This window comes from Nitrosomonas sp., assembly GCF_019752415.1.
GTDB lineage: Bacteria > Pseudomonadota > Gammaproteobacteria > Burkholderiales > Nitrosomonadaceae > Nitrosomonas.
This window is the reverse complement of record NZ_JAIEME010000030.1, coordinates 1-26,003: the sequence shown is the minus strand read 5'-3', so window position 1 is coordinate 26,003 and position 26,003 is coordinate 1. Positions and strand designations below refer to the sequence as shown.

Annotated in this window: 26 protein-coding genes, 1 tRNA gene and 1 pseudogene; 11 read left to right on the top strand and 17 right to left on the bottom strand. The window is 45.3% G+C overall.

All coding sequences use genetic code 11. The annotated features are described in order from the left end of the window. Together K2P83_RS05820 and K2P83_RS05815 are read left to right on the top strand one after the other, a co-directional pair. On the top strand, nucleotides 1-218 hold a 218-nt coding region (locus tag K2P83_RS05820), incomplete at its 5' end, for a hypothetical protein (RefSeq protein ID WP_292927207.1). A 54-nt stretch (nucleotides 219-272) separates the two neighbouring features. Next, nucleotides 273-1,508, top strand: coding sequence for an FxDxF family PEP-CTERM protein (locus K2P83_RS05815; protein ID WP_292927205.1), 1,236 nt, complete (start codon nucleotides 273-275; stop codon nucleotides 1,506-1,508). 7 nt (nucleotides 1,509-1,515) lie between these two features. Here the strand turns inward: K2P83_RS05815 and K2P83_RS05810 are convergent, their stop codons facing one another. The 11 genes from K2P83_RS05810 to K2P83_RS05760 all read right to left on the bottom strand — a co-directional run bounded on the left by K2P83_RS05810 (nucleotide 1,516) and on the right by K2P83_RS05760 (nucleotide 12,972). Then, nucleotides 1,516-2,775 carry an MgtC/SapB family protein gene (locus K2P83_RS05810; protein ID WP_292927203.1) on the bottom strand — a complete coding sequence of 420 codons (1,260 nt, stop codon included), beginning with the start codon at nucleotides 2,773-2,775 and terminating at the stop codon, nucleotides 1,516-1,518. Then, on the bottom strand, nucleotides 2,765-4,543 hold the full coding sequence (recJ, locus tag K2P83_RS05805; protein ID WP_292927201.1) for a single-stranded-DNA-specific exonuclease RecJ: 1,779 nt from the start codon (nucleotides 4,541-4,543) through the stop codon (nucleotides 2,765-2,767). The genes K2P83_RS05810 and recJ overlap by 11 nt, the downstream gene beginning before the upstream one ends. Before the next feature lie 44 nt (nucleotides 4,544-4,587). Beyond that, complete coding sequence (locus K2P83_RS05800) at nucleotides 4,588-5,436, bottom strand: transporter associated domain-containing protein (RefSeq protein ID WP_292927199.1); 849 nt, start codon at nucleotides 5,434-5,436, stop codon at nucleotides 4,588-4,590. Between the two features lie 86 nt (nucleotides 5,437-5,522). Continuing rightward, a complete protein-coding gene (ybeY, locus tag K2P83_RS05795; protein ID WP_292927197.1) occupies nucleotides 5,523-5,984 on the bottom strand; it encodes an rRNA maturation RNase YbeY in 462 nt (153 codons plus the stop codon). 12 nt (nucleotides 5,985-5,996) lie between these two features. Next, complete coding sequence (locus K2P83_RS05790; RefSeq protein WP_292927195.1) at nucleotides 5,997-6,986, bottom strand: PhoH family protein; 990 nt, start codon at nucleotides 6,984-6,986, stop codon at nucleotides 5,997-5,999. An 81-nt stretch (nucleotides 6,987-7,067) separates the two neighbouring features. Further along, a complete protein-coding gene (gene miaB, locus K2P83_RS05785) occupies nucleotides 7,068-8,396 on the bottom strand; it encodes a tRNA (N6-isopentenyl adenosine(37)-C2)-methylthiotransferase MiaB (RefSeq protein WP_292927193.1) in 1,329 nt (442 codons plus the stop codon). Nucleotides 8,397-8,413: 17 nt separating this feature from the next. After that, a complete protein-coding gene (locus tag K2P83_RS05780; protein WP_292927191.1) occupies nucleotides 8,414-8,782 on the bottom strand; it encodes a hypothetical protein in 369 nt (122 codons plus the stop codon). A 140-nt stretch (nucleotides 8,783-8,922) separates the two neighbouring features. Further along, complete coding sequence (locus tag K2P83_RS05775; RefSeq protein WP_292927189.1) at nucleotides 8,923-10,305, bottom strand: SLC13 family permease; 1,383 nt, start codon at nucleotides 10,303-10,305, stop codon at nucleotides 8,923-8,925. 158 nt (nucleotides 10,306-10,463) lie between these two features. Then, nucleotides 10,464-11,381, bottom strand: coding sequence for a ribosome small subunit-dependent GTPase A (gene rsgA / locus K2P83_RS05770; protein ID WP_292927187.1), 918 nt, complete (start codon nucleotides 11,379-11,381; stop codon nucleotides 10,464-10,466). Next, complete coding sequence (locus K2P83_RS05765) at nucleotides 11,378-11,719, bottom strand: 4a-hydroxytetrahydrobiopterin dehydratase (protein WP_292927185.1); 342 nt, start codon at nucleotides 11,717-11,719, stop codon at nucleotides 11,378-11,380. Before K2P83_RS05765 ends, rsgA begins: the two co-directional genes overlap by 4 nt. Beyond that, on the bottom strand, nucleotides 11,716-12,972 hold the full coding sequence (locus tag K2P83_RS05760) for a M48 family metallopeptidase (RefSeq protein ID WP_292927183.1): 1,257 nt from the start codon (nucleotides 12,970-12,972) through the stop codon (nucleotides 11,716-11,718). Before K2P83_RS05760 ends, K2P83_RS05765 begins: the two co-directional genes overlap by 4 nt. A gap of 152 nt (nucleotides 12,973-13,124) precedes the next feature. Here K2P83_RS05760 and orn point away from each other — a divergent pair, with 152 nt between their 5' ends. Then, on the top strand, nucleotides 13,125-13,670 hold the full coding sequence (orn, locus tag K2P83_RS05755; RefSeq protein WP_292927181.1) for an oligoribonuclease: 546 nt from the start codon (nucleotides 13,125-13,127) through the stop codon (nucleotides 13,668-13,670). Nucleotides 13,671-13,807: 137 nt separating this feature from the next. Next, the gene (locus K2P83_RS05750) at nucleotides 13,808-14,194 is read left to right on the top strand and encodes an EF-hand domain-containing protein (protein WP_292927179.1); all 387 of its coding nucleotides are present in this window, start codon (nucleotides 13,808-13,810) and stop codon (nucleotides 14,192-14,194) included. Between the two features lie 95 nt (nucleotides 14,195-14,289). Here the strand turns inward: K2P83_RS05750 and K2P83_RS05745 are convergent, their stop codons facing one another. Continuing rightward, the gene (locus K2P83_RS05745) at nucleotides 14,290-15,693 is read right to left on the bottom strand and encodes a pitrilysin family protein (RefSeq protein WP_292927177.1); all 1,404 of its coding nucleotides are present in this window, start codon (nucleotides 15,691-15,693) and stop codon (nucleotides 14,290-14,292) included. 76 nt (nucleotides 15,694-15,769) lie between these two features. Here K2P83_RS05745 and ftsY point away from each other — a divergent pair, with 76 nt between their 5' ends. The 7 genes from ftsY (at nucleotide 15,770) to K2P83_RS05710 (ending at nucleotide 21,319) form a co-directional block, all read left to right on the top strand. Next, the gene (gene ftsY / locus K2P83_RS05740; protein WP_292927175.1) at nucleotides 15,770-16,801 is read left to right on the top strand and encodes a signal recognition particle-docking protein FtsY; all 1,032 of its coding nucleotides are present in this window, start codon (nucleotides 15,770-15,772) and stop codon (nucleotides 16,799-16,801) included. Between the two features lie 24 nt (nucleotides 16,802-16,825). Beyond that, nucleotides 16,826-17,479, top strand: coding sequence for a cell division ATP-binding protein FtsE (gene ftsE / locus K2P83_RS05735; protein ID WP_292927173.1), 654 nt, complete (start codon nucleotides 16,826-16,828; stop codon nucleotides 17,477-17,479). Continuing rightward, nucleotides 17,476-18,387: a permease-like cell division protein FtsX gene (ftsX, locus tag K2P83_RS05730; RefSeq protein ID WP_292927171.1), complete on the top strand. Its 912-nt coding sequence runs from the start codon at nucleotides 17,476-17,478 to the stop codon at nucleotides 18,385-18,387. Before ftsE ends, ftsX begins: the two co-directional genes overlap by 4 nt. A gap of 112 nt (nucleotides 18,388-18,499) precedes the next feature. Continuing rightward, the gene (rpoH, locus tag K2P83_RS05725) at nucleotides 18,500-19,345 is read left to right on the top strand and encodes an RNA polymerase sigma factor RpoH (RefSeq protein WP_292927169.1); all 846 of its coding nucleotides are present in this window, start codon (nucleotides 18,500-18,502) and stop codon (nucleotides 19,343-19,345) included. A gap of 75 nt (nucleotides 19,346-19,420) precedes the next feature. Next, nucleotides 19,421-19,513 (top strand) — tRNA-Ser (locus tag K2P83_RS05720). Nucleotides 19,514-19,712: 199 nt separating this feature from the next. Beyond that, on the top strand, nucleotides 19,713-20,924 hold the full coding sequence (locus K2P83_RS05715; protein WP_292927167.1) for an integrase arm-type DNA-binding domain-containing protein: 1,212 nt from the start codon (nucleotides 19,713-19,715) through the stop codon (nucleotides 20,922-20,924). Between the two features lie 116 nt (nucleotides 20,925-21,040). Next, nucleotides 21,041-21,319 carry a hypothetical protein gene (locus K2P83_RS05710; protein WP_292927165.1) on the top strand — a complete coding sequence of 93 codons (279 nt, stop codon included), beginning with the start codon at nucleotides 21,041-21,043 and terminating at the stop codon, nucleotides 21,317-21,319. Between the two features lie 58 nt (nucleotides 21,320-21,377). Here K2P83_RS05710 and K2P83_RS05705 read toward each other — a convergent pair whose 3' ends face one another. The 5 genes and pseudogenes from K2P83_RS05705 to K2P83_RS05685 form a co-directional block, all read right to left on the bottom strand. Continuing rightward, a complete protein-coding gene (locus tag K2P83_RS05705) occupies nucleotides 21,378-21,671 on the bottom strand; it encodes a hypothetical protein (protein WP_292927163.1) in 294 nt (97 codons plus the stop codon). 468 nt (nucleotides 21,672-22,139) lie between these two features. Continuing rightward, nucleotides 22,140-22,469 (bottom strand): BON domain-containing protein, encoded by a 330-nt coding sequence (locus K2P83_RS05700; RefSeq protein WP_292927161.1) that lies wholly within the window; start codon nucleotides 22,467-22,469, stop codon nucleotides 22,140-22,142. 25 nt (nucleotides 22,470-22,494) lie between these two features. Beyond that, complete coding sequence (locus K2P83_RS05695) at nucleotides 22,495-24,243, bottom strand: AsmA family protein (protein WP_292927209.1); 1,749 nt, start codon at nucleotides 24,241-24,243, stop codon at nucleotides 22,495-22,497. Nucleotides 24,244-24,499: 256 nt separating this feature from the next. Then, entirely contained in the window at nucleotides 24,500-24,706 is a 207-nt protein-coding gene (locus K2P83_RS05690) for a hypothetical protein (RefSeq protein ID WP_292927159.1), read from the bottom strand. 254 nt (nucleotides 24,707-24,960) lie between these two features. Beyond that, a pseudogene (locus K2P83_RS05685) lies at nucleotides 24,961-25,893 on the bottom strand (transposase). Nucleotides 25,894-26,003: the final 110 nt, after the last annotated feature.

Here is a 26,003-nt window from a genome sequence, read left to right as displayed (position 1 = left end):
GTAATTCCATCTTCATCCTCCATTTCATGTCTTCATTTTATGAAACTTCGGACTCCATGAAAATCAGCATACCTCAGTTGACCTACGACCTATTTTCGCGCAGTCCGCTGGATGCCAATTTCAATCCCGATACCGATACGCTTTCGAATGGCAATGTGCTATCGGCGACCGCATCCGTGACAGTATCTCCGGTTCCAGAACCCCAGACCAATCCGTGATGCTTTAACACTGCTTTCAATTTGAATCGATAAACACCCATAAAAGGAAACATCATGAACATGACAAAGATTTCTACGCTACTCACCAGCATCGCCCTTGCAAGCGCACCCGTCTTTGCGCAAGCCTATCAGATCGGTCCGAATCCGAATCCAGTGGACAATACCATCGATGTACTGAGCAGCGATGCCGAAACTTACAATTTCACTAATTTTGGTACGCTACATGTTGGTAAGAACGGTACCCTGCTTATCAACACTACCTTGCCAGAAGACATCACCTTGAGCAATGAAAGTAGTGGAAATTTGATCATTGACAGCGGTGGTTCTTTAAATGGCGGCATCCCGTGGCCACACTACGACTGGTGGACTGGGTTAAATAATAGCGGCACCCTGAATAATAGCGGTAAAGTAGAAAATTTCTTTTCCATAGGCAACAGCGGCCTTCTAGACAACCACGGTACTTTGAGTAAAATCGTCCAAATTTACAATAGTGGAATAATTAACAATAGCTTTGACGGGTATTTGGGCACTACAGGGGATGGTCTTGTAAACACTGGGATCCTCAACAACTACGGCAGATTGCACCTTGCCGATATCCTTAATGATGGAACCCTGGTTAATTATGGTTTGGTAGAAGACTCTTTGATTCATAACAGGAGTATCTTAACCAACAATAACGTATTTCACAATGCACCGATATGGAACGCAGCGGGCGGAACAATTAATGGCTCCGGCACCTATATTTACGATGAAGTGACGGCCTATACTGGAGAAATCATCAATAATGGAAGTTTTAGTCAAGCATCCTTTATGTTCAATCAAGGTCATGTAAGCGGATCTGGTAATTTTACAGGCGAAGCAACCTTAGGTAGTGGCGCAACTGTTAGTCCTGGAGGCCCATTGACCTTCAATGGCGATTTTCATAGTAGTGGCACCCTTAACATTGGTATCAGTGGAACGGAACCCGGGCAATATGCTGTGCTCGTTATCAACGGCAATGCGGATTTTACCGGTGGCAATGTTTCAATCAATTTTAGCAATGACTTTTTCCCTTCGGTTGGGGATCACTGGAATTTCTTGGTTGCCGATGGCATCACAGGCTTTGATAGTTTGAACCTCAGCTTTGCTGGTGTTGTTGGAAAATTCAAAGGAGACCTTACATCAGATAGTTTAGGCGGGCATCTGCTGATTACATCTGCCGTTCCAGAACCCGGGACTTATGCCATGCTTCTCGCCGGGCTTGGTTTGTTAGGATTTGTAGCACATCGTAGAAAAACGATTACTATTTGATTCCAATCTAGACCATTAACAGCAACGCCAATCCAATACCAGCAGCGGTTGCGAGCATACCTACAATACATTGTTTCGCCAGCAAGGCGTTGCCAATGAAGAAAATGAGGCCGAGTTTGAAACCGATGTTGGAGAGTATTGCGAGTGAGATGGCCGTTACCGCTTGAGTGGCTTCCAGTTTTCCCAGTTCATATAAACGCAGGCTCGACAGGGTAATGGCGTCGACATCCGTCAGGCCGGAGACTAACGCGACGGCATACAATCCGCTGCTGCCAGCGATGTCGGATAGCCATGCGGCAAAAAACAGCACGATGCCATAGATCAGTCCGAAAGCCGCTGCCGTGCGCATTTCGGTTGGATTTTTGGTTTCTGGCACCGGCAACTCATTTTGCCGTTCTAACTGATACCACCAATAAGCTGTGACACCTAATCCCAGCAGAAAACCACTGCCTAAAATAGGCAATAGCTGCGGCAATATGGCGGGAGAAGCCACCGCACTGACGATAGCCAAGCGGATCAACACCGTTAAATTGGCAAGAAGGATGACCACGACAGCGAGCGGGATAAAATTTGGGTTTTCCGTGCTGCGGCGGGCGTATACCAGTGTTGTGGCGGTGCTGGAAACCAGTCCGCCGAATAAACCCAGCACGGCACTGTAGCGTGGACCGATCAGTTGTAGCGCGACATAACCCGCCAGACTAACGCCGGAGATCAATACCACCATTAACCAGACCTGATACGGATTGATCGCTTCGTAAGGTCCATAGCTCTTGTCCGGCAGTATCGGTAGAATGATAAAAGTCAGCACGGCAAACTGCAGTATGGAAATTAAATCCCGTCGGCTTAGCTTTTGCGTGATGCCGTGCAGTTCTGTTTTGAAGTACAGCAAAACCGTGGTGATGATGGCGAGCATGACGGCCAGTGTGTCGTTGCCATACCAGACCGAAGCGCCCAAACCATAGCACACCAGAATAGCGACTATGGTGGTCGTGCCTGGATCTGCGCTATCGTCTTTGATACGGGAATAGGCAGCGATCATCATACAACCGATGATCAGCAAGCCGCCTAGCAGCAGCCAGGGCGTGGCCTTTTCCGACAACATCGCAGCCAGCGTGCCAAATAACGCGACCAGAGCGAAAGTTCTTAATCCTGCCCGCGAACCTGGGCTGCGTTCGCGTTCCAGTCCGATTAATAGGCCAATCGCAAGACTGGTCACAAAATGCGGCAAGGCAGCCAATTCGCCATTGAGCGTGAATTCAGTGTGCATCGCCGCTCACCTCACTATTTGTGTGAAACCAATGCTCCAGCAGTAATTGTAAGGTTGTTTTGCCATTATATTCATTGATCTGTAAGCGATAAACCGCATCGATGAGATCGGGCAGCGGGTCGTTATGGAAAAACAAAATACCGTCGTAAGCATCCTCTGATTTCCGTTGCGTTTGACCTGGATTATTGGAATCCAATTTTCTTAATTTCAGTTTTAAATGTTTTTCGCCGACGATGCGTTGGCTTTCGACATAAAACCGCGCATTAAATGACGGTTGCGGAAAACCTTGCCCCCACACTTGCCGGTCGAGGTATTCAACCAGTTCCAAATTAATGTCAGAAGTCTCCAGATCGCCATCGGTTTCGATCACGTGCGTCAAATCGGCCGGTGTCAGCAGGATTTGCGCAACTTGCTCAAAAGCATCGCAGAATTTCTCAAAATGCTGGGCATGAATCGTCAATCCCGCTGCGGCTGCGTGACCGCCGAATTTGAGGATCAGCTCAGGATGACGCTTGGCAACCAGATCCAGCGCATCGCGCAGGTGGAAGCCATTGATCGACCGCCCGGAGCCTTTGATTTCGCCGTCATTGCCGGGTGCGAAAATGATGACCGGGCGATGATGTTTGTCTTTGATGCGCGAAGCGAGTATGCCGATGACGCCCTGGTGCCATTCGGTATCGAACAGGCAAATGCTGTAGGCAGTCTGGATTTCCGGTTGCCGGGTTTTGAGCGTGTCTTCCAGCTTGAGTAACGCGCTTTCCTGCATCGTGGACTCGATTTCGCGGCGCTGCCGGTTTAGTTCATCCAGTTGTTTGGCAATTTGTGCCGCGTACGCTGCATCATCGGTAATCAAGCACTCAATACCCAGCGACATATCGTCCAGACGCCCGGCTGCATTCAATCGCGGCCCTAGCATGAAACCCAGTTCATACGTGGAGATTTGCTGATATTCCCGCCGCGATACCTGCAACAACGCATTGATACCCGCACAACCTCGGCCTTTGCGGATACGTTGCAGGCCTTGCTGTACCAAAATACGATTGTTACTGTCCAGTTTGACCACATCGGCGACCGTTCCCAGTGCCACCAGATCAAGAAATCCAGCGAGGTTGGGTTCCTGCCCCGATTCTTTGAAAGCGCCGCGCTGTCGTAATTCAGCACGCAGCGCCAGCATCAGGTAAAAAATAACGCCCACACCGGCGATACTTTTGCTCGGAAAAGGGCAACCGGGTTGATTGGGATTGACTATGGCCATAGCTGCGGGCAATTCATCCCCAGGGAGATGGTGATCGGTAATCACCACTTGCATGCCCAGCCGGTTGGCTTCAGACACGCCTTCGACGCTGGCAATGCCGTTATCGACGGTAATCAGGATATCCGGTTGCTTGGCGGTATGCGCCAAATGCACAATTTCCGGGGTCAGCCCGTAACCGAATTCAAAACGGTTTGGCACCAGGTAATCAACAATTGCGCCAAATTTGCGCAAAATACGGATGCCGACAGCGCACGCCGTTGCGCCATCGGAGTCATAATCCGCCACGATCAACAGGCGTTTTTTTGCTGCAATGGCATCGGCCAGCAACGCTGCCGTCACCGTGATATTTTTCAGTTGCCCGAACGGAATCAAGTGTGCCAATTCTGTTTCGAGCTGACTGGAATTTTCAATGCCGCGTGCGGCATAAATACGCGCGAGTACCGGCGATAATCCGCAACCGTTTAGTGTTTGGAATGTATGTGAATCATACGTACGGGTGGTGATTTTAGACATGAGCCGGGCAATACGCAGGCGATTCCGAATAGCACGCGAAAGTTTTATTCTGCACTGGTTTCCGGCGCTGCTGCTAGTTTTTCCACCTTGAGGATGTGTAACCGGCGGCTATCGGCGCGTTGCACGGTAAATTTGAAGTTGCCGATAACGACTGATTCGTGCCGGACCGGCAAGCGGCCAAATTTGTTGAGGACCAAACCGCCGATCGTGTCATAGTCATCGTTGCTAAAACCGGCACCGAGCAGTTCATTGAAGTTTTCAATCTCGGTAATCGCCTTGACACGATAAAGTCCGTCCGCTTCCATAACGATGTTATCTTCTTCTTCATCAAAATCGTATTCGTCTTCAATTTCCCCGACAATCTGTTCGAGTACATCTTCGATGGTGACCAAACCGGCAACGCCGCCATATTCATTGACGACAATGGCCATGTGATTGCGATTGCTGCGGAAATCTTTAAGCAGAACGTTCAGTCGTTTGGATTCCGGGATGAATACAGCCGGTCGCAACATGTTGCGCATAGCGAATTCTTCTTCACTGGCGTAATAACGCAGCAAATCTTTTGCCAGCAGAATGCCGATGATGTTGTCTTCGCTGCCTTCGGTGACCGGGAAACGGGAATGCGCAGCTTCAATCACAAATGGAATGAATTTTTCAGGTGTTTCGCTGATGTCGACGATATCCATTTGCGAACGCGGCACCATAATATCGCGCGCCTGCATTTCTGAAACCTGCATGACGCCTTCGATCATGCTGAGCGCGTCCGAATCCAGTAAATTGCTCTCAAAAGCAGAGTGCAACACGGTAATAAGTTGTTCGCGGTCTTCCGGTTTGCGGATCAGCAAAGCGCCTAATCGCTCTAACCAGCCGCTTTTAGGAGGAGGTTCTTCCATGATGTCGAGTGAGTCCTGTTGGTGTAAAAGAAAAAGGGGTTAAAGATTTTCTTTGCTGACTATCCAAGCAAAGATTTTTAATAGGATTATTGCGGTGAAATTGCGTCGCCATGCTCTGTATACGGATCATCATAGCCAAGCCGAGCCAGTATCTGTGTTTCCATTTGTTCCATCACAACTGCTTCGGCCTCTTCAATATGATCATACCCTTGCAAATGCAAAACACCATGAACAGTCAGATGCGCGTAATGTGCGATCAGGTTTTTATGCTGCTGCTGTGACTCTTTGCTGACAACCGGCGCGCAAAGCACGATATCGCCCGTTAAAGGTTGCGTATCGTCATAAACAAAAGTTAGCACGTTCGTCGCATAATCCTTATCGCGAAATTGATGATTCAACTCACATCCCTCCGCTTCATCCACAATGCGTAAAACAATTTCAGCTTCCTGCATCAGAGCGGCTTTAACCCAGCGGCGGAACTGCGGCCGTGTGGGTGCGTCTGTGCTATTTGTCGCATACTGCACCATCAGCTTGAATGATTTCTCCATGCGAAAAGCTTGTCAGGACTCCTGCTTACGCTTATCGTGTTTTTCATAGGCAGTGACAATGCGTTGTACTAAAGGATGTCTCACCACATCTTCGGATTTAAAATGCGTGAAAGCAATACCGCGGATGTCTTTAAGAACTTGCTGAACTTCCACCAGTCCACTTTTTTGATGCTTGGGCAGATCAATCTGTGTCACATCGCCGGTAATCACAGCCTTGGAACCCAAGCCAATGCGCGTTAAGAACATTTTCATTTGTTCCGGCGTGGTGTTTTGTGCCTCATCCAGAATGATAAATGACTGATTCAGCGTGCGTCCACGCATAAAAGCCAGGGGTGCGATTTCTATCGTATTACGCTCAAATTGTTTACTGGTTTTTTCAAATCCCATTAAATCATACAATGCGTCATACAGCGGGCGTAAATAAGGATCAACTTTCTGGGTCATATCGCCGGGTAGAAACCCTAAACGCTCGCCCGCCTCAACCGCAGGACGAACCAAAATCAGGCGCGATACCAAGCCGCGTTCCAGCGCATCGACAGCGCTGGCTACTGCGAGATAAGTTTTACCAGTACCCGCCGGGCCAATGGCAAAAGTGATATCGTGCTCCTGAATTTGTTGCAGATACAGCGCCTGGCGTTGGGTTCGGCCATACAAATTGCTGCGGCGTGTGAGTAACGCGGGCTGTTTGATGGTTGCAGCCTTATCCGAATCATCGGCTTGGTCTGGCACGTTCTGCGGACTTAGTGCTTCGATCAAACCAAGTTGAACTTGCTCCAGACTCAGATGCTGCTGCGATTGGCTGTAGAAATTGCGTAATACTTGCGCCGCCAGTTTTGTTTGACCGGATTTTCCCGATAGACTGAAATGTTCACCGCGCCGTGAAATGGCTACATCCAATGCTGTTTCAACCTGTTTGAGGTTTTCATCCAAAGCGCCACAAAGATTCGCGAGTCGCTGATTATCGGCTGGCGTAAAAGAAATTTCGAGGGGTGTAGGTTTCAATGTCAAGCGATGCTGTTACGATAATACAATTCTCTCAGCGGGCGGGATACTTTGCAAGTAAAACCCTTCTGTGAGAATTTTTTATTCATGCACTATTTCACCGCGCAACGTATGCGACCGTGCTTCTGTGATGCGTACGTTGACAAAACAGCCAACTTGCTCAGGATCGCTCGTTAAATTAACGACACGATTATTATCCGTACGGCCAAAAAATTCATCCGCATTCTTTTTGGATACGCCTGCCAGAAGCACTCTCTGTACCGAACCGATCATTTGCTGACTGATTTTTGCGCACTGCTGATTAATTTGCGCCTGCAATCGATGCAGCCTTTCCAGCTTGACTTCCTGTGGCGTGTCATCGGGCAAATCAGCAGCCGGCGTGCCCGGACGTGGACTGTAGATAAAACTGTAGGAGTCGTCAAAGTTCATATCTTCAACCAATTTAAGGGTTGCAGCAAAATCCGCCTCAGTTTCTCCGGGAAAACCAATGATGAAATCAGAAGTTACTGAAATATCCGGGCGTATCACACGTACTTTGCGAATGATCGATTTGTATTCCAATACGCTATATCCCCGTTTCATCGCCGCCAGCACTCGGTCTGAACCGGATTGCACCGGCAGATGCAAGTGGTTGACCAGTTTTGGCAAATGGCTATAAGCCTGAATCAAACGAGTGGTAAATTCTTTCGGATGTGAAGTGGAATACCGAATGCGCTCGATTCCCGGTATTTCGTGAAGGTATTCGAGCAGCAAGGCAAAATCAGCGATTTCGCCGTCATTCATTACGCCCAGGTAAGCGTTAACATTCTGCCCCAGCAGCGTGATCTCCTTGATACCTTGATCCGCCAGAATAGCAATTTCTGTCAACACGTCATCCAATGGCCGTGAAACTTCCTCACCGCGCGTATACGGCACCACACAAAAACTGCAATATTTGCTACAACCTTCCATAATCGAAACAAAAGCCGTGACGCCTTCAGTCCGAGCGAGCGGCAGGTGATCGAATTTTTCGATTTCAGGAAACGAAATGTCAACTTGTGAACGACCGGTTGTCTTGCGGGTTTCGATAAGTTGTGGCAACCGGTGCAGCGTTTGCGGTCCAAAAACGACATCGACATACGGTGCTCGACTGACAATTGCTTTGCCTTCCTGGCTAGCTACGCAGCCACCCACACCAATCAATAAATTGGGGTTGTTTTCTTTCAAATGACGGACACGGCCCAAATCATGAAATACTTTTTCTTGTGCTTTTTCGCGCACTGAACAGGTATTGAACAGAATGATATCGGCTTCTGCCGGATCATCGGTACATTCCATGCCATAAGCGGCGTGCAGGACATCGGCCATTTTCTCCGAGTCATATTCGTTCATCTGGCAACCAAAGGTTTTAATATAGAGATTGTTACTCACGAATTGTCAGTGCTATGTTAGAAAAAGAAGAAGCGTTTTTTTGGCGCTGGTATCTGCAGCCCTTCACGCTCCGCAGCTTTCACTTCGTCCGGGGTTAGAATCCAGACGCGGTGCAAATTTCCCATGATATCCAGCTGGTAGCGAACAATCCCAATATAGTTCGCCACGCTCGGCAAGATTATCAGATTATCAACACCCCGGATTTGCCCGCCAGCCGGCATTATTATTTGCTGACCATCGATAGTGAACTGCGGAAAGGAAACTGCGGTTAGTTTACCCAGTTTGCTGTCGGGCGGGAAATTTCTTTGCAGTTGGCTAAAAACAGGACTCGAAAGCGTGAACAATACAATCACCAGAAATAATTGTATTAACCGTATTTTTTTCATGATTCTACTGGACAGAAACTGGATGAACGGTACAAATCAGAAGTTTGGATCTTAATCTTCGCCAAATTTTTCTAGAAACCTTATGATACGCTAAAGAGAAATTTGATATCAACGAATTTGTAGCTTCCGAATTTTGACACCTACGCAACCCAAAAATAACAAACCAGCGTAATCACCACAACCCCGATTAGATTCAGCGTCAACCCTTCTCGAACCATATTGGCGACGGTGACATGGCCGCTGCCGAATACAATGGCATTCGGCGCAGTGGCAACAGGCAGCATGAAAGCGCAGCTCGCGCTCATCGCGGCGGGTACCATCAGTAGAGCGGGATCGATGCCTGCGCCGAGTGCTGCGGATGCCAGGATGGGCATCAGCAATATCGTGGTTGCGGTATTGCTGGTGGTTTCGGTCAGGAAAGTGACGATTAGCGCGATGGTTGCGATCATCACGAGCGGATGCAGGCTGGCGAGAACAGCCAATTGATCGGCGATCGCACGGGATAGTCCGGACTCGACAAAAGCTTGGGCGATTGCGATGCCTGCGGCAAACAGAATCAGAATGCCCCAGGGCACGCGCTCTGCGGTTTGCCAATCGATCAATTTGCCGCCGCGCCCATTCGGTACTAAAAATAGAATCACCACGGCAACTAGCGCAACAATCGCATCGTTAGCGCCTTTGAGACCCATCCAGGTGCTCCAACCACCGAACGGTTCGAGACGCGTTACCCAGGCCAACGCGGTCAAACCAAAGATAATCAGCACGCGACGCTCTTCCGGCCGCCAGTCGCCAGCAGGAGGAATCACCAATTCGCCGCGATAATCCAGTTTGCGCGTGAGCCATAATCCAGCGAGTGGTAAAAAAATCACAACGACGGGCAATCCCCAACCCATCCATTGCGAGAAACTCACTGCCGTTCCGGTAAAACTCTCGTATTGCTGCATAAAAACCAGATTCGGCGGTGTGCCGATCGGCGTACCTAACCCTCCGATGCTGCTGCCATAAGCAATAGCCAGCAGCAGTGGTAACGCTAATTTTTTATCGGGACTCTGCGTGATGACAGCCAGTGCAATCGGCAGCATCATCAACACCGTCGCGGTGTTCGATATCCACATGCTTAACACGGCAGTCGCGACCATAAAACCCAAAACGATACGGCGGCTGCTGGTACCACCAATGACATTGACCATGCCGAGCGCAATACGGCGGTGTGCACCGGAACGCTCCATTGCGGCCGATAAAATGAAACCACCGAGCATCAATAAAATCAGCTCACTGCCATAGGCTGCGGCTATTTTCTCCTGCGGCAAAACGCCAGTGAGTGGAAAAACCGCCAAAGGAATGATAGCCGTTGCAGGGATAGGAATGGGTTCAAATATCCACCAAATAACACACAGAATGGCCACGGCGCCCGTCCAGCAGGCTTGACCTTCCCAGCCAGATTGATTCATTCCGACGGCAACAGCGATTGCGAGCAATGGGCCAGCAATCAATGCCCACTGACGGTTGGGAGTAATGGTCATAAGATTACTGAGTTAAAAAGATTGGAAGCGATGACAGCAGCTGTTTTAAATTGTCCTGCAGACCCGCATCTTGCCGCAGTGTATGCAATGCGTCAATGACGCATTATTGTACCTGGCGTGCGGCTATTGCCAGGGTAGTGCGTTATTCAGTACTTCTTTTATTCGTTTGTATCAAGGCTTTCATGCCGCAACAATCGATGATAAAAATCCAATCGCTTGCGATGAATTTTTCCTGCTTGTACGGCCAGTGTCACGGCGCAGCCAGGTTCACAGGTATGGCGGCAATTACTGAATTTGCATTGCCCGATATAAGGGAGAAATTCGATAAAACCCCATGCCAGATTTTCATCTTTAATATGATTTAAGCCAAATTCCTGAATTCCGGGGGAATCGATGATATCGCTGTTAGCGTCCACATGGTAAAGCTGTGAATGCGTGGTTGTGTGGCAGCCGGAATCCAATGCTACCGAGATTTCTGCGGTGGCACGCTTGGCTTGCGGGATCAGCGCATTGAGCAAAGTTGACTTGCCCATGCCCGATTGTCCGGCCAAAACACTGAGATGGCCTTGCAAATAGGGTTGGAGTGCGGAAATATCTTTGAGGGCGCTTAGCTGTAGTACAGGATAGCCAAGATCCTTGTATAGCGAGAGTATGTTCATTGCTGCTTGAGTGGGCTCTGTGAGATCGGCTTTATTCAATACAATCAATACTTCGATATTTTCGCTCTCAACGGCTACCAGGCAACGATTGATCAATTCCTCACTAAAGCTGGGAACTGCTGCTACGACTATGATGATTTGCGTTACATTGGCCGCAATGATTTTTTCCTTGAAGCTGTCACTGCGGTATAACAGCGATTTGCGCGGTTTTATCGCTTCAATGACGCCTTGCCCGATGGTGGTAAGCTGACATTCAACCTGATCCCCGCAAGCCACGCCGCCTTTCTTACCACGCATGACACACGATACGATTTCACCCAATTCCGTTTCAACGGAGAAGTGTCTGCCATAAGCGGCAACAATCTGTCCGGCTAAGTATGGAACGCTATTCTTTGCGTTTTTCTGGTGGATACTCAAATTGCAAACAGTTTATCGATTTTGGCTGCGCAGATAAAATCATTTTCGGATAAACCACCAATCGCATGCGTTGTATAGGTCACTATACATTGATTATAGCCAACCATCATATCCGGATGATGATCTTCCCGATGGGAGATCCACGCGGCCGCATTCACAAAAGCCATCGTTTGATAGTAATTCTTGAATGCATAAGTTTTGCTAATTTGCTTATTTTGTAATTGCCATCCCTCGATTTGCTGCAAAAAGGCGGAAATTTCATCAGAAGATAGCGGCGGTACGCCGCCTTCGCAGGGTTTGCATTGCTTGGAAGTTAAATCACATACGGTATTGTTCATGATTGTCCCTGACTTTGTAGATGCGCCACACGAATCGATGCCGGTGGATGTGAGTCATAAAAGGCGGAATGCAAAGGATCCGGTGTGAGTGTCGCAGCATTATCCTGATACAGCTTAACCAGCGCATGGATCAGATCATCCGCCGATGAATTTTGTGCAGCATAGGCATCCGCTTCAAACTCATGTTTGCGTGAATAAATGCTCGATATCGGTTGCAGCAAGAAGGTGAATGCCGGCATCACTAGGAAAAACAATAGCAATGCCATCGCAGTTGACGGCACGGTAGAGACCGATACACCCAAGCCTTCATAAAACCAGCTTTGCTCCATTAAATAACCCAATATTCCTAGAAAAGCCAGGCTCATTGCAAACGAAATCACGATGCGCTTAATCACATGGCGATGTTTAAAATGCCCCAGTTCATGCGCCAGTACCGCTTCAATTTCACCCGGATTGAGGCGCGCCAGCAGGGTATCGAAAAACACAATGCGTTTGGTTTTGCCAAATCCAGTGAAATACGCATTACCGTGATTACTCCGGCGTGAACCATCCATGACGAACAGTCCGCTGGCTTTGAAACCGCATTTGCTCATCAGCTGCTCGATGCGCGTCTTGAGCGTGGCATCTTCCAATGGGGTAAATTTATTGAACAGCGGCGCAATCCAGGTGGGGAAAATCGCCAGAATAAATAAATTGAAAGCAATCCAACCTACCCAGGCATATAACCACCAACTTTCCCCCATTTTTTCCATCAACCACAGCACACAAAATAACAAAGGCACACCCAGCAACAAACCTAACGCGGTTTGCTTGATCAGATCGGTAAAAAACATGGCCGGGGTCATTTTATTGAACCCATATTGCTCTTCGATCACAAAAGTACGGTAATAACTCAATGGAAGCTCGACGGCACTCATGATAAAGAAGGCGCTGATAATCAGCGCCATGCCATGCGCTAACGGATCATTCAACCAGTCTGCCCAGAAATCACTTAAAGCATTCAGTCCGCCACCCAGCGTGAAAACGAGCAACAGCAAGACATGCAACAGCATGCTTGGATATCCTGCGCGTGTTTTAGCACAGGTGTAATCCGCAGCCTTTTGGTGATCACTTAAACTGATCTGGCTGGCGAATTCTTCCGGTACTTTATCCTGATGGGCGCGTACATGGCGAGAATGCCTTACTGCCAGCCAAATTTGAGTCGATGTAGTGAGCAATAATGCGATAAGAAAAACCAATGTAAATGTTTGCATAATTAAATAATTTGAGCTCTAAAGTTTGGATTCATGCATCATCAGATGATTGCTGTAAAATGAACCGGCATTTCCTTCTTTGTTTTAAAAGTGACGGACTAGTGCCAATATGACACAATTAAACGCATTGCATTCAAAAAATATAAATAATTATGGCACAAGATAACAATAACCTCATCTGGGTCGACATGGAAATGACCGGACTCAGCCCAGATACTGATCGCATTATTGAAGTGGCTTTGGTTGTTACCGACTCGCAATTAAATGTAGTCGCTGAAGGTCCGGTTTTGGTAGTACATCAATCGAATGAAATACTAGACGGCATGGACAAGTGGAATAAATCTACCCATTCCAAATCGGGTTTGATTGACAAGGTGAAAGCTTCTCGATTCAACGAAACTGAAGTTGAAGTACAAATGATCGAATTTCTAAAATTGCATGTGCCTTCGGGTGTATCGCCCATGTGTGGTAATTCAATCTGCCAGGATCGGCGCTTTATGGTACGCACCATGCCGCAGTTGGAGGCGTATTTTCATTATCGCAACCTGGATGTCAGCACCTTCAAGGAACTGGTCAAACGCTGGAAGCCGGAAATAGCATCCGGCCTAACCAAAGAAAGTAAACATGAGGCGCTGGCAGATATTTACGACTCCATCAACGAACTTAAGTATTACCGCCAGCATTTTATTGTTGCTTGAAATCGCAGCATTATTTACTCTCAATTATAGTATTACGCTAGTATTGAAGCTGTTATCCGAACTTTCCCGGGATGTTCATTTCTAAAAAATGGAAAGAAAATTTTATCTTTCACTCATTACTTACTAGGAGAAACAAGATGCTCCACAAAAGAAATTTGATTGCAGTCGCTGTTGGAATCGTTTTTTTATTTACGCTCGGAGCAACAACAGCTTCTGCGGCTAACGCTACTAAAGATAGCGGCCACCAACACCAAAGCGGGCAAACGGCAGGTCACGGCGACATGAAGTCCGGCGGTCACCACGGCCATCAATGTCCGCATATGATGTCTTCAGTGGATCTGAATAAAGATGGCAAGATCAGCAAGGAAGAGTTTATGAAACACCATGAGGCTATGTTTGATCAAAAGGACGCCAACAAAGACGGCTTTCTGAAAGAAGCAGAAATGCACGGCATGATGAATCATATGCACCAACACGATCAACAGAAAGATGACGTCCACGCGCATGGCGATGCTAAAAAATAAATATTGCTTAGCAGGCTAAACAAGGCGAAATTTTGCTCTGACAGTAATTTGATTTATCAAAGTAATTGTCAGAGCAATTGGTGAATGCGATCAACTCAATGTCTGAGTCCAGCAGGTGCCTTAGCGGGTAATTTTTTATCCAGTGGTTGCGGGTCTAACACAGCTACTGTCAAGCTATCGTCATTGAAATATTTTTTGGTAACATCACGTATTTGTTCGGCAGTGACTGCTTTCAGCTTTTCCAGTATGGTATCAACATCACGAAAAGAAAATCCCATACTTTCCAGCCTTCCAAGCTGCATGGCTTGAGAATAAATCGAGTCGAGTTGGTACACATGGCTGGCCACAACTTGTGCTTTAACCCGGGCAAGTTCTTCTTCCGTGACACCTTCTTTAATAATTTTCTCAATCTCGCCCCGCAATGCCTGTTCCAGTTCTACCACCGTTTTGCCAGCACGCGGCACCGCACTGAGAAAGAAAATACTCGGACCGCGAGCCATTGCGCCATAGCCAGCGCTTGCGGAATTGGCAATTTGATTCTCGCGTACCAATGATTTGTTCAGTCTGGCCGAAGCATTACCATCAAGCACACCTTCCAGTATTTCCAACGCGTAAGGCTCCCAGTCTGTTGCTACATTTTTAATTCCTGGGGCATGATAGCCCATGATTAGATAAGGCAATTCTGCTGGCGCTTTGACGGTTATTCTTTTGGTGCCCGCCTGGGGTGGCTCAGTTTGTGGTTTGCGAGCATCTATCGGTAATAAAGGGCGCTTTTGAATAAGGCCGTAGTTTTTTTGTGCCAGTTTGAACACTTCCTCCGCATCAACATCACCGACCACAACCAGTGTTGCATTGTTTGGCGCGTACCAGCGGTCATACCATTCCTGCGCGTCTTCTACGCGCATATTTTCCAGATCGTTCATCCAGCCAATGATGGGGTTTTTGTATGGATGCGCCTGGTAAGCCATGGCCATCATTTTTTCATACAGCAAAGAGCGCGCTTGATCATCCGTGCGCAATCGCCTCTCTTCCATAACCACTTTGATTTCTTTTGAGAACTCTTCCTCGGTTAGGATCAAGTTACGCATCCGATCCGATTCCAACTCCATCGCCATAGGCAAACTGCGTTTGTGCAATTGTTGATAGTAAGCGGTGTAATCGTAACTGGTGAAAGCATTCTCGCGCCCGCCCGCGGCGGCGATTTTCTTTGAGAATTCTCCATTAGGCACTTTTTCTGTGCCTTTAAACATCATATGCTCCAGCACATGCGCAACCCCGGTTACGCCATTTAATTCGTCAATGCTGCCCGCCTTGTACCAGATTTGTGTCACTACGACCGGTGAGCGATGATCCTGTTTTACAATCAATTTCAAGCCATTATCGAGCAAATACTCGTGCGGATTGGCAAACGCAGGCGATAAGACTAACAGACTCGATAATAGCAACAACCCGGAAAATGAAAAGAAGCGGAAAAAAGTAGTACGGTGATCAGGTTTCATTTTTACTAACCTAAATGTGAGTAAACAGAATAAAATTAAGCTTTGAGAATTGCAATGCATATTAGAGCCTACCAGAATGTTTAGTTTTTTTAAATCCAAAAAAAATCCTGAGGATCCTATTGAAGCAGCGGTTTTACCTGATACCGAGTCTGAATCTGAATCCAGATCTGCCGAATCAGTGAGCTTAGCAAGCAAGCTCAAACAAGGCCTCTCGCGCACCCGGCAGAATTTGGGTAAACAGCTATCGAGCTTATTTGGGGGCGGCAAGATAGACGAGGTGCTTTACGAAGAACTGGAAACTATTTTGTTAACTTCCGACATTGGAGTTAACGCAACCCACCAATTACTTGAAGATCTCCGCAAACAAGTGAGACGCGACGCATTAACCGATTCCATGCAATTAAAACAAGCGCTTAAGGAATCACTCATCGCTATGCTGGAACCGCTTGTTCAACCATTTGATACCACGATACAAAAACCTTTTGTCATTATGATAACAGGTGTCAATGGCGTGGGAAAAACAACTTCTATCGGCAAGCTTGCCAAATATTTCCAATCACAAGGCAAATCGGTATTGCTGGCCGCTGGTGATACCTTCCGCGCAGCGGCACGCGAACAACTGATTGTATGGGGTGAGCGAAATAATATCACTGTGATTGCGCCAGATAGTGATCCAGATAAAAAAAGTGACCCGGCAGCAGTGATTTTTGATGCAGTCAATTCAGCCAAAGCACGCGGCATTGATATTGTGCTGGCAGATACCGCTGGACGTTTGACCACGCAACTGCATTTAATGGAAGAGATTAAAAAAGTCAAACGTGTGATCGCTAAAGCTATGCCAGATGCACCACACGAAATACTGCTGGTGCTGGATGCCAACACCGGACAGAATGCGATCACACAGGTTAAGGCTTTTGATGAAGCGCTGAATGTAACTGGCCTGGTTCTGACCAAACTGGATGGTACCGCCAAAGGTGGTGTGGTAGCAGCCATTGCCGGGCAATATCCACAGAATCCGCCGGCATTACGTTTTGTTGGCGTTGGCGAAGGCTTGGATGATTTAAGACCATTTGACGCCAGAGAGTTTGTCGAAGCGATGTTTGATTGATGGTTATCAGTATATGGCGATAGCATGATTAACTTCAAAAATGTTTCCAAACGCTATCCGGATGGGTATGTTGCGCTAAATAACATTGATTTTACGGTTGAATCCGGTGAAATGGTGTTTCTAACCGGTCACTCAGGTGCGGGAAAAAGCACGTTATTAAAGTTGATTGCCGCGATAGAACGCCCGACTTCCGGCACGATTACGCTGAGCGGGCAAAACATTGCGCAACTCAAGCTGGGCGCTATCCCGTATTTACGCCGTAAGATCGGATTTATTTTCCAGGATCACAATCTCCTGTTTGATCGAAGTGTTTTTGATAATGTATTATTGCCGCTGCAAATCAGTAACTTTGATAGCAAAACGGTCACTGGCCGAGTACGAGCAGCGCTAGATAAAGTTGGTCTGTTAAAAAAAGAAAAAGCTATGCCCATTGCGTTATCAGGTGGAGAAAGACAGCGATTATGTATTGCGCGTGCAGTGGTTCATCGTCCGAGTATTCTTATTGCGGATGAGCCAACCGGTAATCTGGATATTGAATATGCCCAGGATATTATGTCAATGTTCACATCATTCAATCAGGTGGGGGTCACGGTGCTGATTGCAACCCATGATGCATCCTTATTGAAGGACGCGGAGCATCGTATTTTGTCGCTGAATCAAGGAAAACTGGCAGTATGATACGCGCATGGTTGATGCAACATGGGTTTGTATTTTTTCTCACACTCAAACGGCTGATTGCTACACCTGTTACGAGCTTGCTCAGTGTCATCGTGATGGGTATCACATTGAGTTTACCGACGGGTGTTTATGTACTCATGGAAAATCTGAGTGCCATTTCCGGACAAACGATGAGCTCCCCGCAAATGAGTTTGTTTCTTAAGCTGGATATTGAGAAAGAAGATATTGAAAGTGTCAAACAACGGATGGAAGAGGATTCACAGATTTTAAGCTTCCAGTTCATTTCGAAAGATGCTGCTCTGCATCAATTACAGCAAAGTAATGGACTTGCTGATATCAGTGCCAACCTGGTGCGTAATCCGCTACCGGATGCTTTCATTGTGAATGCCTTGGAAAACACGCCTGGAAATCTGGAGAAATTACGTGCGACAATGCAAAGCTGGCCGGAAATCGAGCATGTGCAATTTGACTCTGCCTGGGCCGAGCGCTTGAATGCATTGCTTAAACTGGGACGCTTTATTGTATTGATGCTGACGACCCTATTAAGTGTCGCGATAATCGCTATCATGTTTAACACTATCCGCTTGCAAATCCTTACCAAACGGGATGAAATCGAGATATCCAAATTAATAGGTGCAACCGACAGCTTCATCCGACGTCCTTTTCTTTATTTTGGTACCATTCAAGGATTGGCCGGTGGTGCCACTGCGTGGCTTATCATGACATTAGCCATACGCGCGATGAATGAAGAACTCGGCACACTTGCACTACTCTATGACTTTGATCTGCAACTCCAACAGCTTTCTCCATCTGATAGCATTAGCCTGTTATTGTTTTCAGCCTGGCTGGGATGGCTTGGCGCACGCATATCCGTTGCAAGCCATCTCTGGCAAATAGAGCCCAGATAAGTGAGGGCTTGGTAACGAAACTTTTTAAAAATTTGGCACTCTTATTAGCAGAGTGCTAAAATAAATTTAGAGGATAAAGTTAAGCACAAACCATAATCAGGAGATTATTATAATGACGAATGCTTTAACACTCCCCTCACTGGGAGGAAGTCTTGAAAGTTATATTCAGTCTGCTAATTCTTTCCCTATTTTATCGCAAGAGGAAGAAAGCAGTTTGGCGCAGCGCCTGTGGAATCATGGCGATATTGAAGCTGCGCAAAAATTAATTTTGTCCCATCTGCGTTTTGTGATTGCAATAGCGCGTGGTTACAAAGGATATGGTCTTCCACAAGCCGATTTGATTCAGGAAGGTAATATCGGTCTAATGAAGGCAGTCAAACGTTTTGATCCTGAACGTGGCGTGCGTCTCGTGTCTTTTGCGGTGCATTGGATTAAAGCTGAGATCCATGAATTCATTATGCGTAACTGGCGTTTGGTTAAAATTGCCACCACCAAGCAGCAGCGTAAATTATTCTTTAACTTGCGCAGCATGAAGCAGGGATTGGGCACGCTGAATCCGCAGGAAGTAGAGGCGATGGCGACGCAGCTTAACGTCAAATCTGAAGAAGTGGTCGAGATGGAAAAGCGATTCAATGGCTCGGATATTTCGCTGGAGCCGATGTCTGATGACGAGGATGACACTTTCAGTCCGATCAGCTATCTGACAGACGGCGCAGAACCCTCAAAAATTCTAGAGAGTGAGCAGATCAGCTTCTTACGTGAAAAAGGATTACAGCAATCTCTGGCTTGCCTGGATGATCGGAGCCGTCACATCATCGAAGCTCGCTGGTTAAGGGAAAAAGATACGGCCACCCTGCATGATCTGGCTGATGAACTGGGCGTATCCGCAGAACGTATCCGTCAGATCGAAGTTAAAGCGCTACAGAAAATGCGTGGTGTTATGACAGCAAGCGCTTAAAAACAGAATTTGTATCAGTTTTTTACACCCGTTTGATCTAAGATGAGTCAAGCGGGTGTATTATTTCCAGCAACCGGAGAGGTACCGAAGCGGTCACAACGGCGCTGACTCGAAATCAGTTGGTCAGGGTAACTTGGCACATGGGTTCGAATCCCATCCTCTCCGCCACAGATAGCACAATAGACACACATCAACACCAACAAGACCCGCATAAATGAAAAGTTTATCGGGTTTCTTGTTATCCATAGCCAATCATGTGAAATGTGAGTAACAAGATAAATTTGTGAGTAAGATCGTGAGTAACTATAATACTCGTGAAGATGTTACTCACATATTTGTGCAAGCTACTGGCAGAGGGTGTTTTCACATGAAGCTGACAGACCCAGAAATTAAAGCAGCAAAACCCAAAGAGAAGCCTTACTCACTTCCTGATGGTCATGGACTTGTTTTGCTGGTTCAACCTTCAGGCGCTAAATGGTGGCGATACCGATATCGCTTTAATAGTACAGCAAAAATGCTCTCTATGGGTATTTACCCTGATGTGACATTAAAGAATGCACGCAATGAACACGCACGATTTAAAGAACTATTAGCACAAGGCATTGACCCCTCGCAACATAGACAAGAACAAAAGCAGCAAGAAGCCATCGCGGCTGAAAACAGCTTTGAATCCATAGCACGCCTTTGGTGGAATCACTGGAAATCTGGTAGAAATGAGCGTCATGCTGGTTATACGATTAGGCGGTTAGAGGCTGATGTGTTTCCCTTTATCGGCAGAAAGCCAATCACTGAATTAACAGCACCCATGCTGATAACGGTTATCAAGAAGGTTGAAGCACGCGGCGCGATGGATATTGCAAAAAGAGTACTAACCACTTGCAACCAGATCATGCGCTATGCCGTGGCACATGGACTAGCAGAACGCAATCCAGCAGCAGATATCAAACCTTCGGATGTACTGAAACCCACCAAAAAAACCAACTATGCAAGGTTAGATCAAAAAGAATTACCCGAACTACTCCGCAAGATCGATGAATACAATGGACAGCCATTAACAAAGCTAGCATTGCAATTGATGGCATTAACGTTTATCCGTACCAGTGAGTTAATCGGTGCGCGGTGGGACGAAATAGAGCTGGATAAAAAGCAATGGCGTATACCGGCTGAACGCATGAAGATGAAAACTCCGCATATCGTGCCCCTATCCAATCAAGCTATTGCAGTATTGGAGAAAATAAAGGATCTGGCAGCCGATCAAATCTTGCTGTTTCCCAGTGAACGCAGAGACGGAAAAACGATGAGCAATAACACCATCCTGTATGCACTCTACCGGTTGGGGTATCACTCACGCATGACCGGCCACGGCTTCAGAGGAATAGCTTCAACGATCCTTCACGAACGCGGTTATAGTCATGAGCATATTGAATTACAGCTTGCACATGCCAAACGTGATGCAGTATCAGCAAGTTATAACCATGCCCTGTATCTGGAACCACGGGCACGCATGATGCAGGACTGGGCGAATTACTTGGATGCTATAAAGATCGGCGCATCGATATTGCCGTTTAGGGCTGCATAAGAAGAGGAATAACTGTTATATGCATAACGAAAGCACCAAGAATCCTTCGGAAGCAATAAGAAAGACGAAGGGAGTATACGGATCGATCTAAAACAGATGACGAAATAAAAGAGTTGATGATTAAACGTGGGCTTGATCCTGATAGCGAAGTAAATCGAGCAGCCCGCTATACATTATCTTCTACTAAACATTTACGCAAGAAAGCTGGGAGAGCATCCGCAAAAGTCTATGGAAGAAACTTTGACCAATTAACAAAACAAGCATTACAACTATCCGAAACTATAGAAACGCTAGAATCCAATTATAGGAACTGCTTATTGTATTATTTGAACGGTCAATGTGGCATAGAAATTAATAACAGCGAATTAATTATGCCAACAGAATATAGATTATGAATGAGTTCAAATTATCATTAAAATTCGAACTATACTTCTATAATTGCGAGAATCTCAATTATTTTTCAGTTGCTTTTCTAACTCTTTTGGCATCATCTTCCATTCTATCAGCTTTGTCTTCAGCAGATTTTCTTAATTGTTTAGCTTCTTCTTCCTTTTGATCGGCTATTTCTTCACCAGATTTTTCAATTGCTTTTCTATTTTCTTTGTCTTCTTTTCGAATTTGATCTGCTGTATCTTCTAACCGATCAGCTTCTTTTTCAGCTCTATCACTAGCAGAACATGCAACGCTAGCAGAGATAATTAATGCAATAGCGATTGTTGATACAGAAAAATTCTTTAATTTATTCATTTATATGATCTCCGGTATGTAATAATGATTTTAAAACTTATTGAAAGATTTCATTTTTTATCATGGGTGAAATAACTTCAATAGTGGTAATATTTAAAATAAAAATTTCCGTCTGTTCGATAGAACACATTCGTAAGTTATATTTATTTAAAACTATATCTAGATTCTGCTCACAAATTCAGCAGACATTGTGACTGTAGCCTGATCTTTTCTTGATGCTTGGAAATATACTTAGGTGTGATTTTTATTAGCGTTGTTTACATCTTTTTTAGAGGATGTAGTCGTGAATATACACAAAAGAACACGCTTAACACCACTTGACAGTAAAGAGATCTGGCGACTCTATGGGACTAGGGAATGGACCGTTGTTGCCCTTTCACTGAGCTTACCTCGAAGACTATTCTTCGGGGTAAGCTAAAAATTTCAATTAAATTAAATTGTTACAACATATCGGAGATAGATATTGTTTTATTGGACTTTAATTTGGTTATCGACTTTTTTGACGTTGGGTATTTTTTGCGTAATTGAATGTGCTAATTTTCGTTGCGATTGAGTTTCGACAAATCCCCTTAGTTTTACTAATCCATTTGAAGCTTCTACATTGATAGCTGCAGCATTCAACTCTTTAGCTTCAATCAATTTTGCTTTAATTTTCATAGCTAAGACCACATCTTCTTGCGGAATTTCTTCAACAGTCTTCGCATTATGAAGACCAGCGCAACCATTCACTACAATGGAGATGAACAAATAAAATATAAGGTATATATATCTCTTTTTTTGTTTATTTAAATTAGTCATTTCTATTGTTATAGAACTACAGAATTTACTTGCGGGCTTCATTGATAGCCTCGACTAGGCCGCCACAAAGGATGTTGTCTTGTTTATGATTTCCTTGATCTTTCTGATCTTTTTGAAGTAGTGAATATAAGCTTACAATTGGCGCCGAAGGTAGCAAAGCCAGTGAAACAGCTCCCCGCAAAATAGCGGAAGCCCCAGGAGTAAAAGTGGGGTCTTTTAAACTCCCTTTTATATGAAGAGGCGCGCGAGCCGAAAACAAACTCAAGTCTTTAGGCTTTGGATCAATAACCAGATCCAGTTGCACTGAATTGAAGTCAATTGATCCGCTACCAAAAAAAACAGTGTCTTTAGTATCTACCACAAAGGTTTTCATATTAATTATGCCTCCACTTGTTGGAAGATCCACGAAAGCACAATTGATTTCCGTATTATCATCCTTATCAAATAGCGCAACTATAGCTTCGCCTATATCAAGACCTGCCAGCTCAACCAATAAACCATCTAATCGACCTCCTGTCATTAACATTAACAAACCGCCATCTGCTGAGGCTAGCATTTCTGCGAGCGAATTTCCCTTGAACCAGAATATTCCTTGGCCGCCGATCAATCCCGCACTTTTATCAGCGATTTTGAAACGCCGTAGAATTTCACCCAATTTCACATGATGTATTTCGATCTCAATCTTGCTCTTTATGGGCTGAGTTTTTGTATCGAACTCAATTCGTGATCGGATATTTCCCCCGGCAACACTAAAATCGAGAGGAGAAAGAATTAAATGCCCTTCCTTAATAATTATATGCATCTTAAGATTATCTATAGGCACTTTTGTGTCAACAAGTTTGCTGCGTATAGAAATATTGGCATTCATTTTCTGTAATTTTCTTAAAGCCGATAGGCTTTGAGGAAATGGTCCAAAATCATTTAAATTTATTTTTTTTGAATTTAAATCCGCTGTTATGTGTGGTTGTCCAGCAACAATCTTTACAGTAATATTTCCTGCGAGATCGCTATCTCCCACATGCCCATGTAACCTTTGAATCTGCCATATATCATCATGATGCGATAAATCACCTTTTAATTGATAAAGAGGTAAACTAGGCATCGGCGCTCCAAGGACATGCGATAACTGTTCTGGATTAGGTCCTTTAATGTCAAATTGTAAATCTATGCCTTGGAGTTGGAGAGGCTGGGTTAAGGTACCATTAACTTTAACCGAAGTTTTTCCAGCATGTAATTCTAAAACCATTGGATAAGGCTGTTTTGCTTGTCGAAGCGCGACTAATGGTCCGGCATTTAAGTTTATGGTTAAAGGACGCCCTCTTAGCTTGCCTTCACCCTGTAATACAGTAGATTCTTCCCCATCCTCCTCTTTTATTTTAGTAGCAAAAAAAGCACTGAAGTGTGTATGTGAAGTTAAATCTTCATAAGTTAGAGTTCCATCTACAATCCGCACACGTTCAATGATTGGGAATTCTCTATCTTTATTATGAGCGTTTTCATTATCCTGAAACTCCCAGTTACCTTTACCCTCGGTGGATCTTTCTAAAATAATATTCGGTTTAGTGAGTATAATTTGTGGGATTATAAAGCGACCTTTAAGAATCTCTTTCAAGTCGACACTTATATCTATAGCTGCAATTTCAAACATATAAGGGTGTTTACCCCAGGCCGCATTCTCAAACTTTATATTTTCAAACCTTATATTTGGAACTAAAGACCAATTGATAGTTAAATCTCCATCAATAGTAAGAGTGCGATGTGTGAGCTCACTGATTTAATGCGCAGCTAAGTCGCGCACCCAATTCCAATTCTTCAGGGAAAACAACAGAATAAACAAAAGCATCGAAATTACAACAGTAATTCCAATCCATTTAAAGATTTTCATTATTTATGTAGAACGGTATAAATCATAAAAGGCTACGGATTCTTAATACAATGTGGGTTTAAGATTACATCTGAATGCGTAGGGGTTTAACACATTATAGTTATGAAAATCTTTTGAAAGTTAAATGCAGATTTCAAAATATCAGTCATAACTTTTGCCCATCAATCCATTCATAAGCAGCTTTCTTCGCAGTATTGGAGGCTTCAGCTTGATATGAAGTAGGTTGAGTAAAACTTTCATAGACAACAATGTCTTTATTATCCATAATTCTAAAGCGCCCATTCCATACATCCGAAGTAGCATCACATTCTGCCCCCGTAATAATACTGAAACCTTTATATTTGATTTGCATTTAATTTACTCCATGTTTTTGGTTACTTAAGTAAGCGGGTCAACAAAACTTTTTTCTTCTCAGAAATAAATATATCCCTCAAGAAAAAGTAAATGTTTTTTTGATTATTAAGTTTGAGAGTTGGCAGAAGAATCTTATTATCCTTACAACCATATATTTATTTAGGATAAGAGATTACTAATATACGGATTACTGCATTTACGTGTCTGTTCGATTGCACACTTAATTTTTCTGGGTCTAGTGAAATACCGTGGTTATGATAAAGTTAGCTTTCCGCACAAGAAATAGATCATAATGATGTAGTTCTTGACGTTTCTAAAGCGGTGAGCACGTCGTTTGGCCAATTGATTCTGCTGTTGATGTTCTTCAATATTGCGTTATTAATGTTCTACTCGACAAAGTGAATTATCCCCGACCAATGTGTTCTGAGTGTGTTGGCAAACTTCCGAAAGGCTGGGATTTCTGCCTTCTCAACCTAAGCGTACCAGTCGTTCAGAAAGGCATTCGCCGCTGGCTTGTCTGGTATCGCTCATAAATCGTTGAATAACTCCTTCAATCGATAAGCTACGCCTAGCGTGGGGTACAGCGTAATCATTTCTTTAAGCGCCTATCTTTTCTTGTCGGACAACGCCGCTTTGTTTTTTAGAAACGTGTACTTGTGATTCTTTAGCGCAGCATGCTCCTTACGTTCATCAATACGCACATTGTTTATGGCCTCGTTGAGCAGTTTGACCTCATGAAAGCGATCAAAAGTGATTGATGCCTTGGGAAATGATTGGGCCGCTCCGGCAATAAATGCAGGGGATAAGTCCATGCTGAGTTGTTCGATCTGCTCCGGTGTCACGCCTTTCTTTATCAAATGCCGGGCGATGCTTTGCATGCATTGTTTGCCCGTGCCCACGGCACATCGACTATTCGCACCTTGCCTTCACTGATGGTGATGCGCGGTACTTTGCAATTTAAGAAACAATGGTGTTCAGAGAAGTTGAGGTGCTGCCACTGACGCTCAATTGTGTATTGAACAGCGCAATCAACACCTGCCTCGTCTTTGAGTTTGCTGCCAGTAACAAACCCAATTCTCAAGTGCAATTCATGTCTTGCTGCGGCGTTTTTTTGAAGGTTATATCCGTAATTCTCCACGGCGCTTGTAATCCCAATGCCATACCAAATAGTGCGTCGCTGTTCATATCAAATCTCTAGCTTACCGACTCAAAGTCTCCTAGCAGGCCGTTGAAAAACGTTTTCGAGGCAGCCGATGCAAGGCAAAAACAGGCGAAAAAGCGCAGTTTATGCTTAA

Excerpts from the sequence above, each read along its gene's own strand:
- K2P83_RS05815 (WP_292927205.1), top strand. The coding sequence starts at position 273 with ATGAACATGACAAAGATTTCTACGCTACTCACCAGCATCGCCCTTGCA.
- K2P83_RS05810 (WP_292927203.1), bottom strand. The coding sequence starts at position 2,775 with ATGCACACTGAATTCACGCTCAATGGCGAATTGGCTGCCTTGCCGCAT.
- recJ (WP_292927201.1), bottom strand. The coding sequence starts at position 4,543 with ATGTCTAAAATCACCACCCGTACGTATGATTCACATACATTCCAAACA.
- K2P83_RS05800 (WP_292927199.1), bottom strand. The coding sequence starts at position 5,436 with ATGGAAGAACCTCCTCCTAAAAGCGGCTGGTTAGAGCGATTAGGCGCT.
- ybeY (WP_292927197.1), bottom strand. The coding sequence starts at position 5,984 with ATGGAGAAATCATTCAAGCTGATGGTGCAGTATGCGACAAATAGCACA.
- K2P83_RS05780 (WP_292927191.1), bottom strand. The coding sequence starts at position 8,782 with ATGAAAAAAATACGGTTAATACAATTATTTCTGGTGATTGTATTGTTC.
- K2P83_RS05775 (WP_292927189.1), bottom strand. The coding sequence starts at position 10,305 with ATGACCATTACTCCCAACCGTCAGTGGGCATTGATTGCTGGCCCATTG.
- K2P83_RS05765 (WP_292927185.1), bottom strand. The coding sequence starts at position 11,719 with ATGAACAATACCGTATGTGATTTAACTTCCAAGCAATGCAAACCCTGC.
- K2P83_RS05760 (WP_292927183.1), bottom strand. The coding sequence starts at position 12,972 with ATGCAAACATTTACATTGGTTTTTCTTATCGCATTATTGCTCACTACA.
- orn (WP_292927181.1), top strand. The coding sequence starts at position 13,125 with ATGGCACAAGATAACAATAACCTCATCTGGGTCGACATGGAAATGACC.
- K2P83_RS05750 (WP_292927179.1), top strand. The coding sequence starts at position 13,808 with ATGCTCCACAAAAGAAATTTGATTGCAGTCGCTGTTGGAATCGTTTTT.
- K2P83_RS05745 (WP_292927177.1), bottom strand. The coding sequence starts at position 15,693 with ATGAAACCTGATCACCGTACTACTTTTTTCCGCTTCTTTTCATTTTCC.
- ftsY (WP_292927175.1), top strand. The coding sequence starts at position 15,770 with ATGTTTAGTTTTTTTAAATCCAAAAAAAATCCTGAGGATCCTATTGAA.
- ftsE (WP_292927173.1), top strand. The coding sequence starts at position 16,826 with ATGATTAACTTCAAAAATGTTTCCAAACGCTATCCGGATGGGTATGTT.
- ftsX (WP_292927171.1), top strand. The coding sequence starts at position 17,476 with ATGATACGCGCATGGTTGATGCAACATGGGTTTGTATTTTTTCTCACA.
- rpoH (WP_292927169.1), top strand. The coding sequence starts at position 18,500 with ATGACGAATGCTTTAACACTCCCCTCACTGGGAGGAAGTCTTGAAAGT.
- K2P83_RS05715 (WP_292927167.1), top strand. The coding sequence starts at position 19,713 with ATGAAGCTGACAGACCCAGAAATTAAAGCAGCAAAACCCAAAGAGAAG.
- K2P83_RS05710 (WP_292927165.1), top strand. The coding sequence starts at position 21,041 with ATGATTAAACGTGGGCTTGATCCTGATAGCGAAGTAAATCGAGCAGCC.
- K2P83_RS05705 (WP_292927163.1), bottom strand. The coding sequence starts at position 21,671 with ATGAATAAATTAAAGAATTTTTCTGTATCAACAATCGCTATTGCATTA.
- K2P83_RS05700 (WP_292927161.1), bottom strand. The coding sequence starts at position 22,469 with ATGACTAATTTAAATAAACAAAAAAAGAGATATATATACCTTATATTT.
- K2P83_RS05690 (WP_292927159.1), bottom strand. The coding sequence starts at position 24,706 with ATGCAAATCAAATATAAAGGTTTCAGTATTATTACGGGGGCAGAATGT.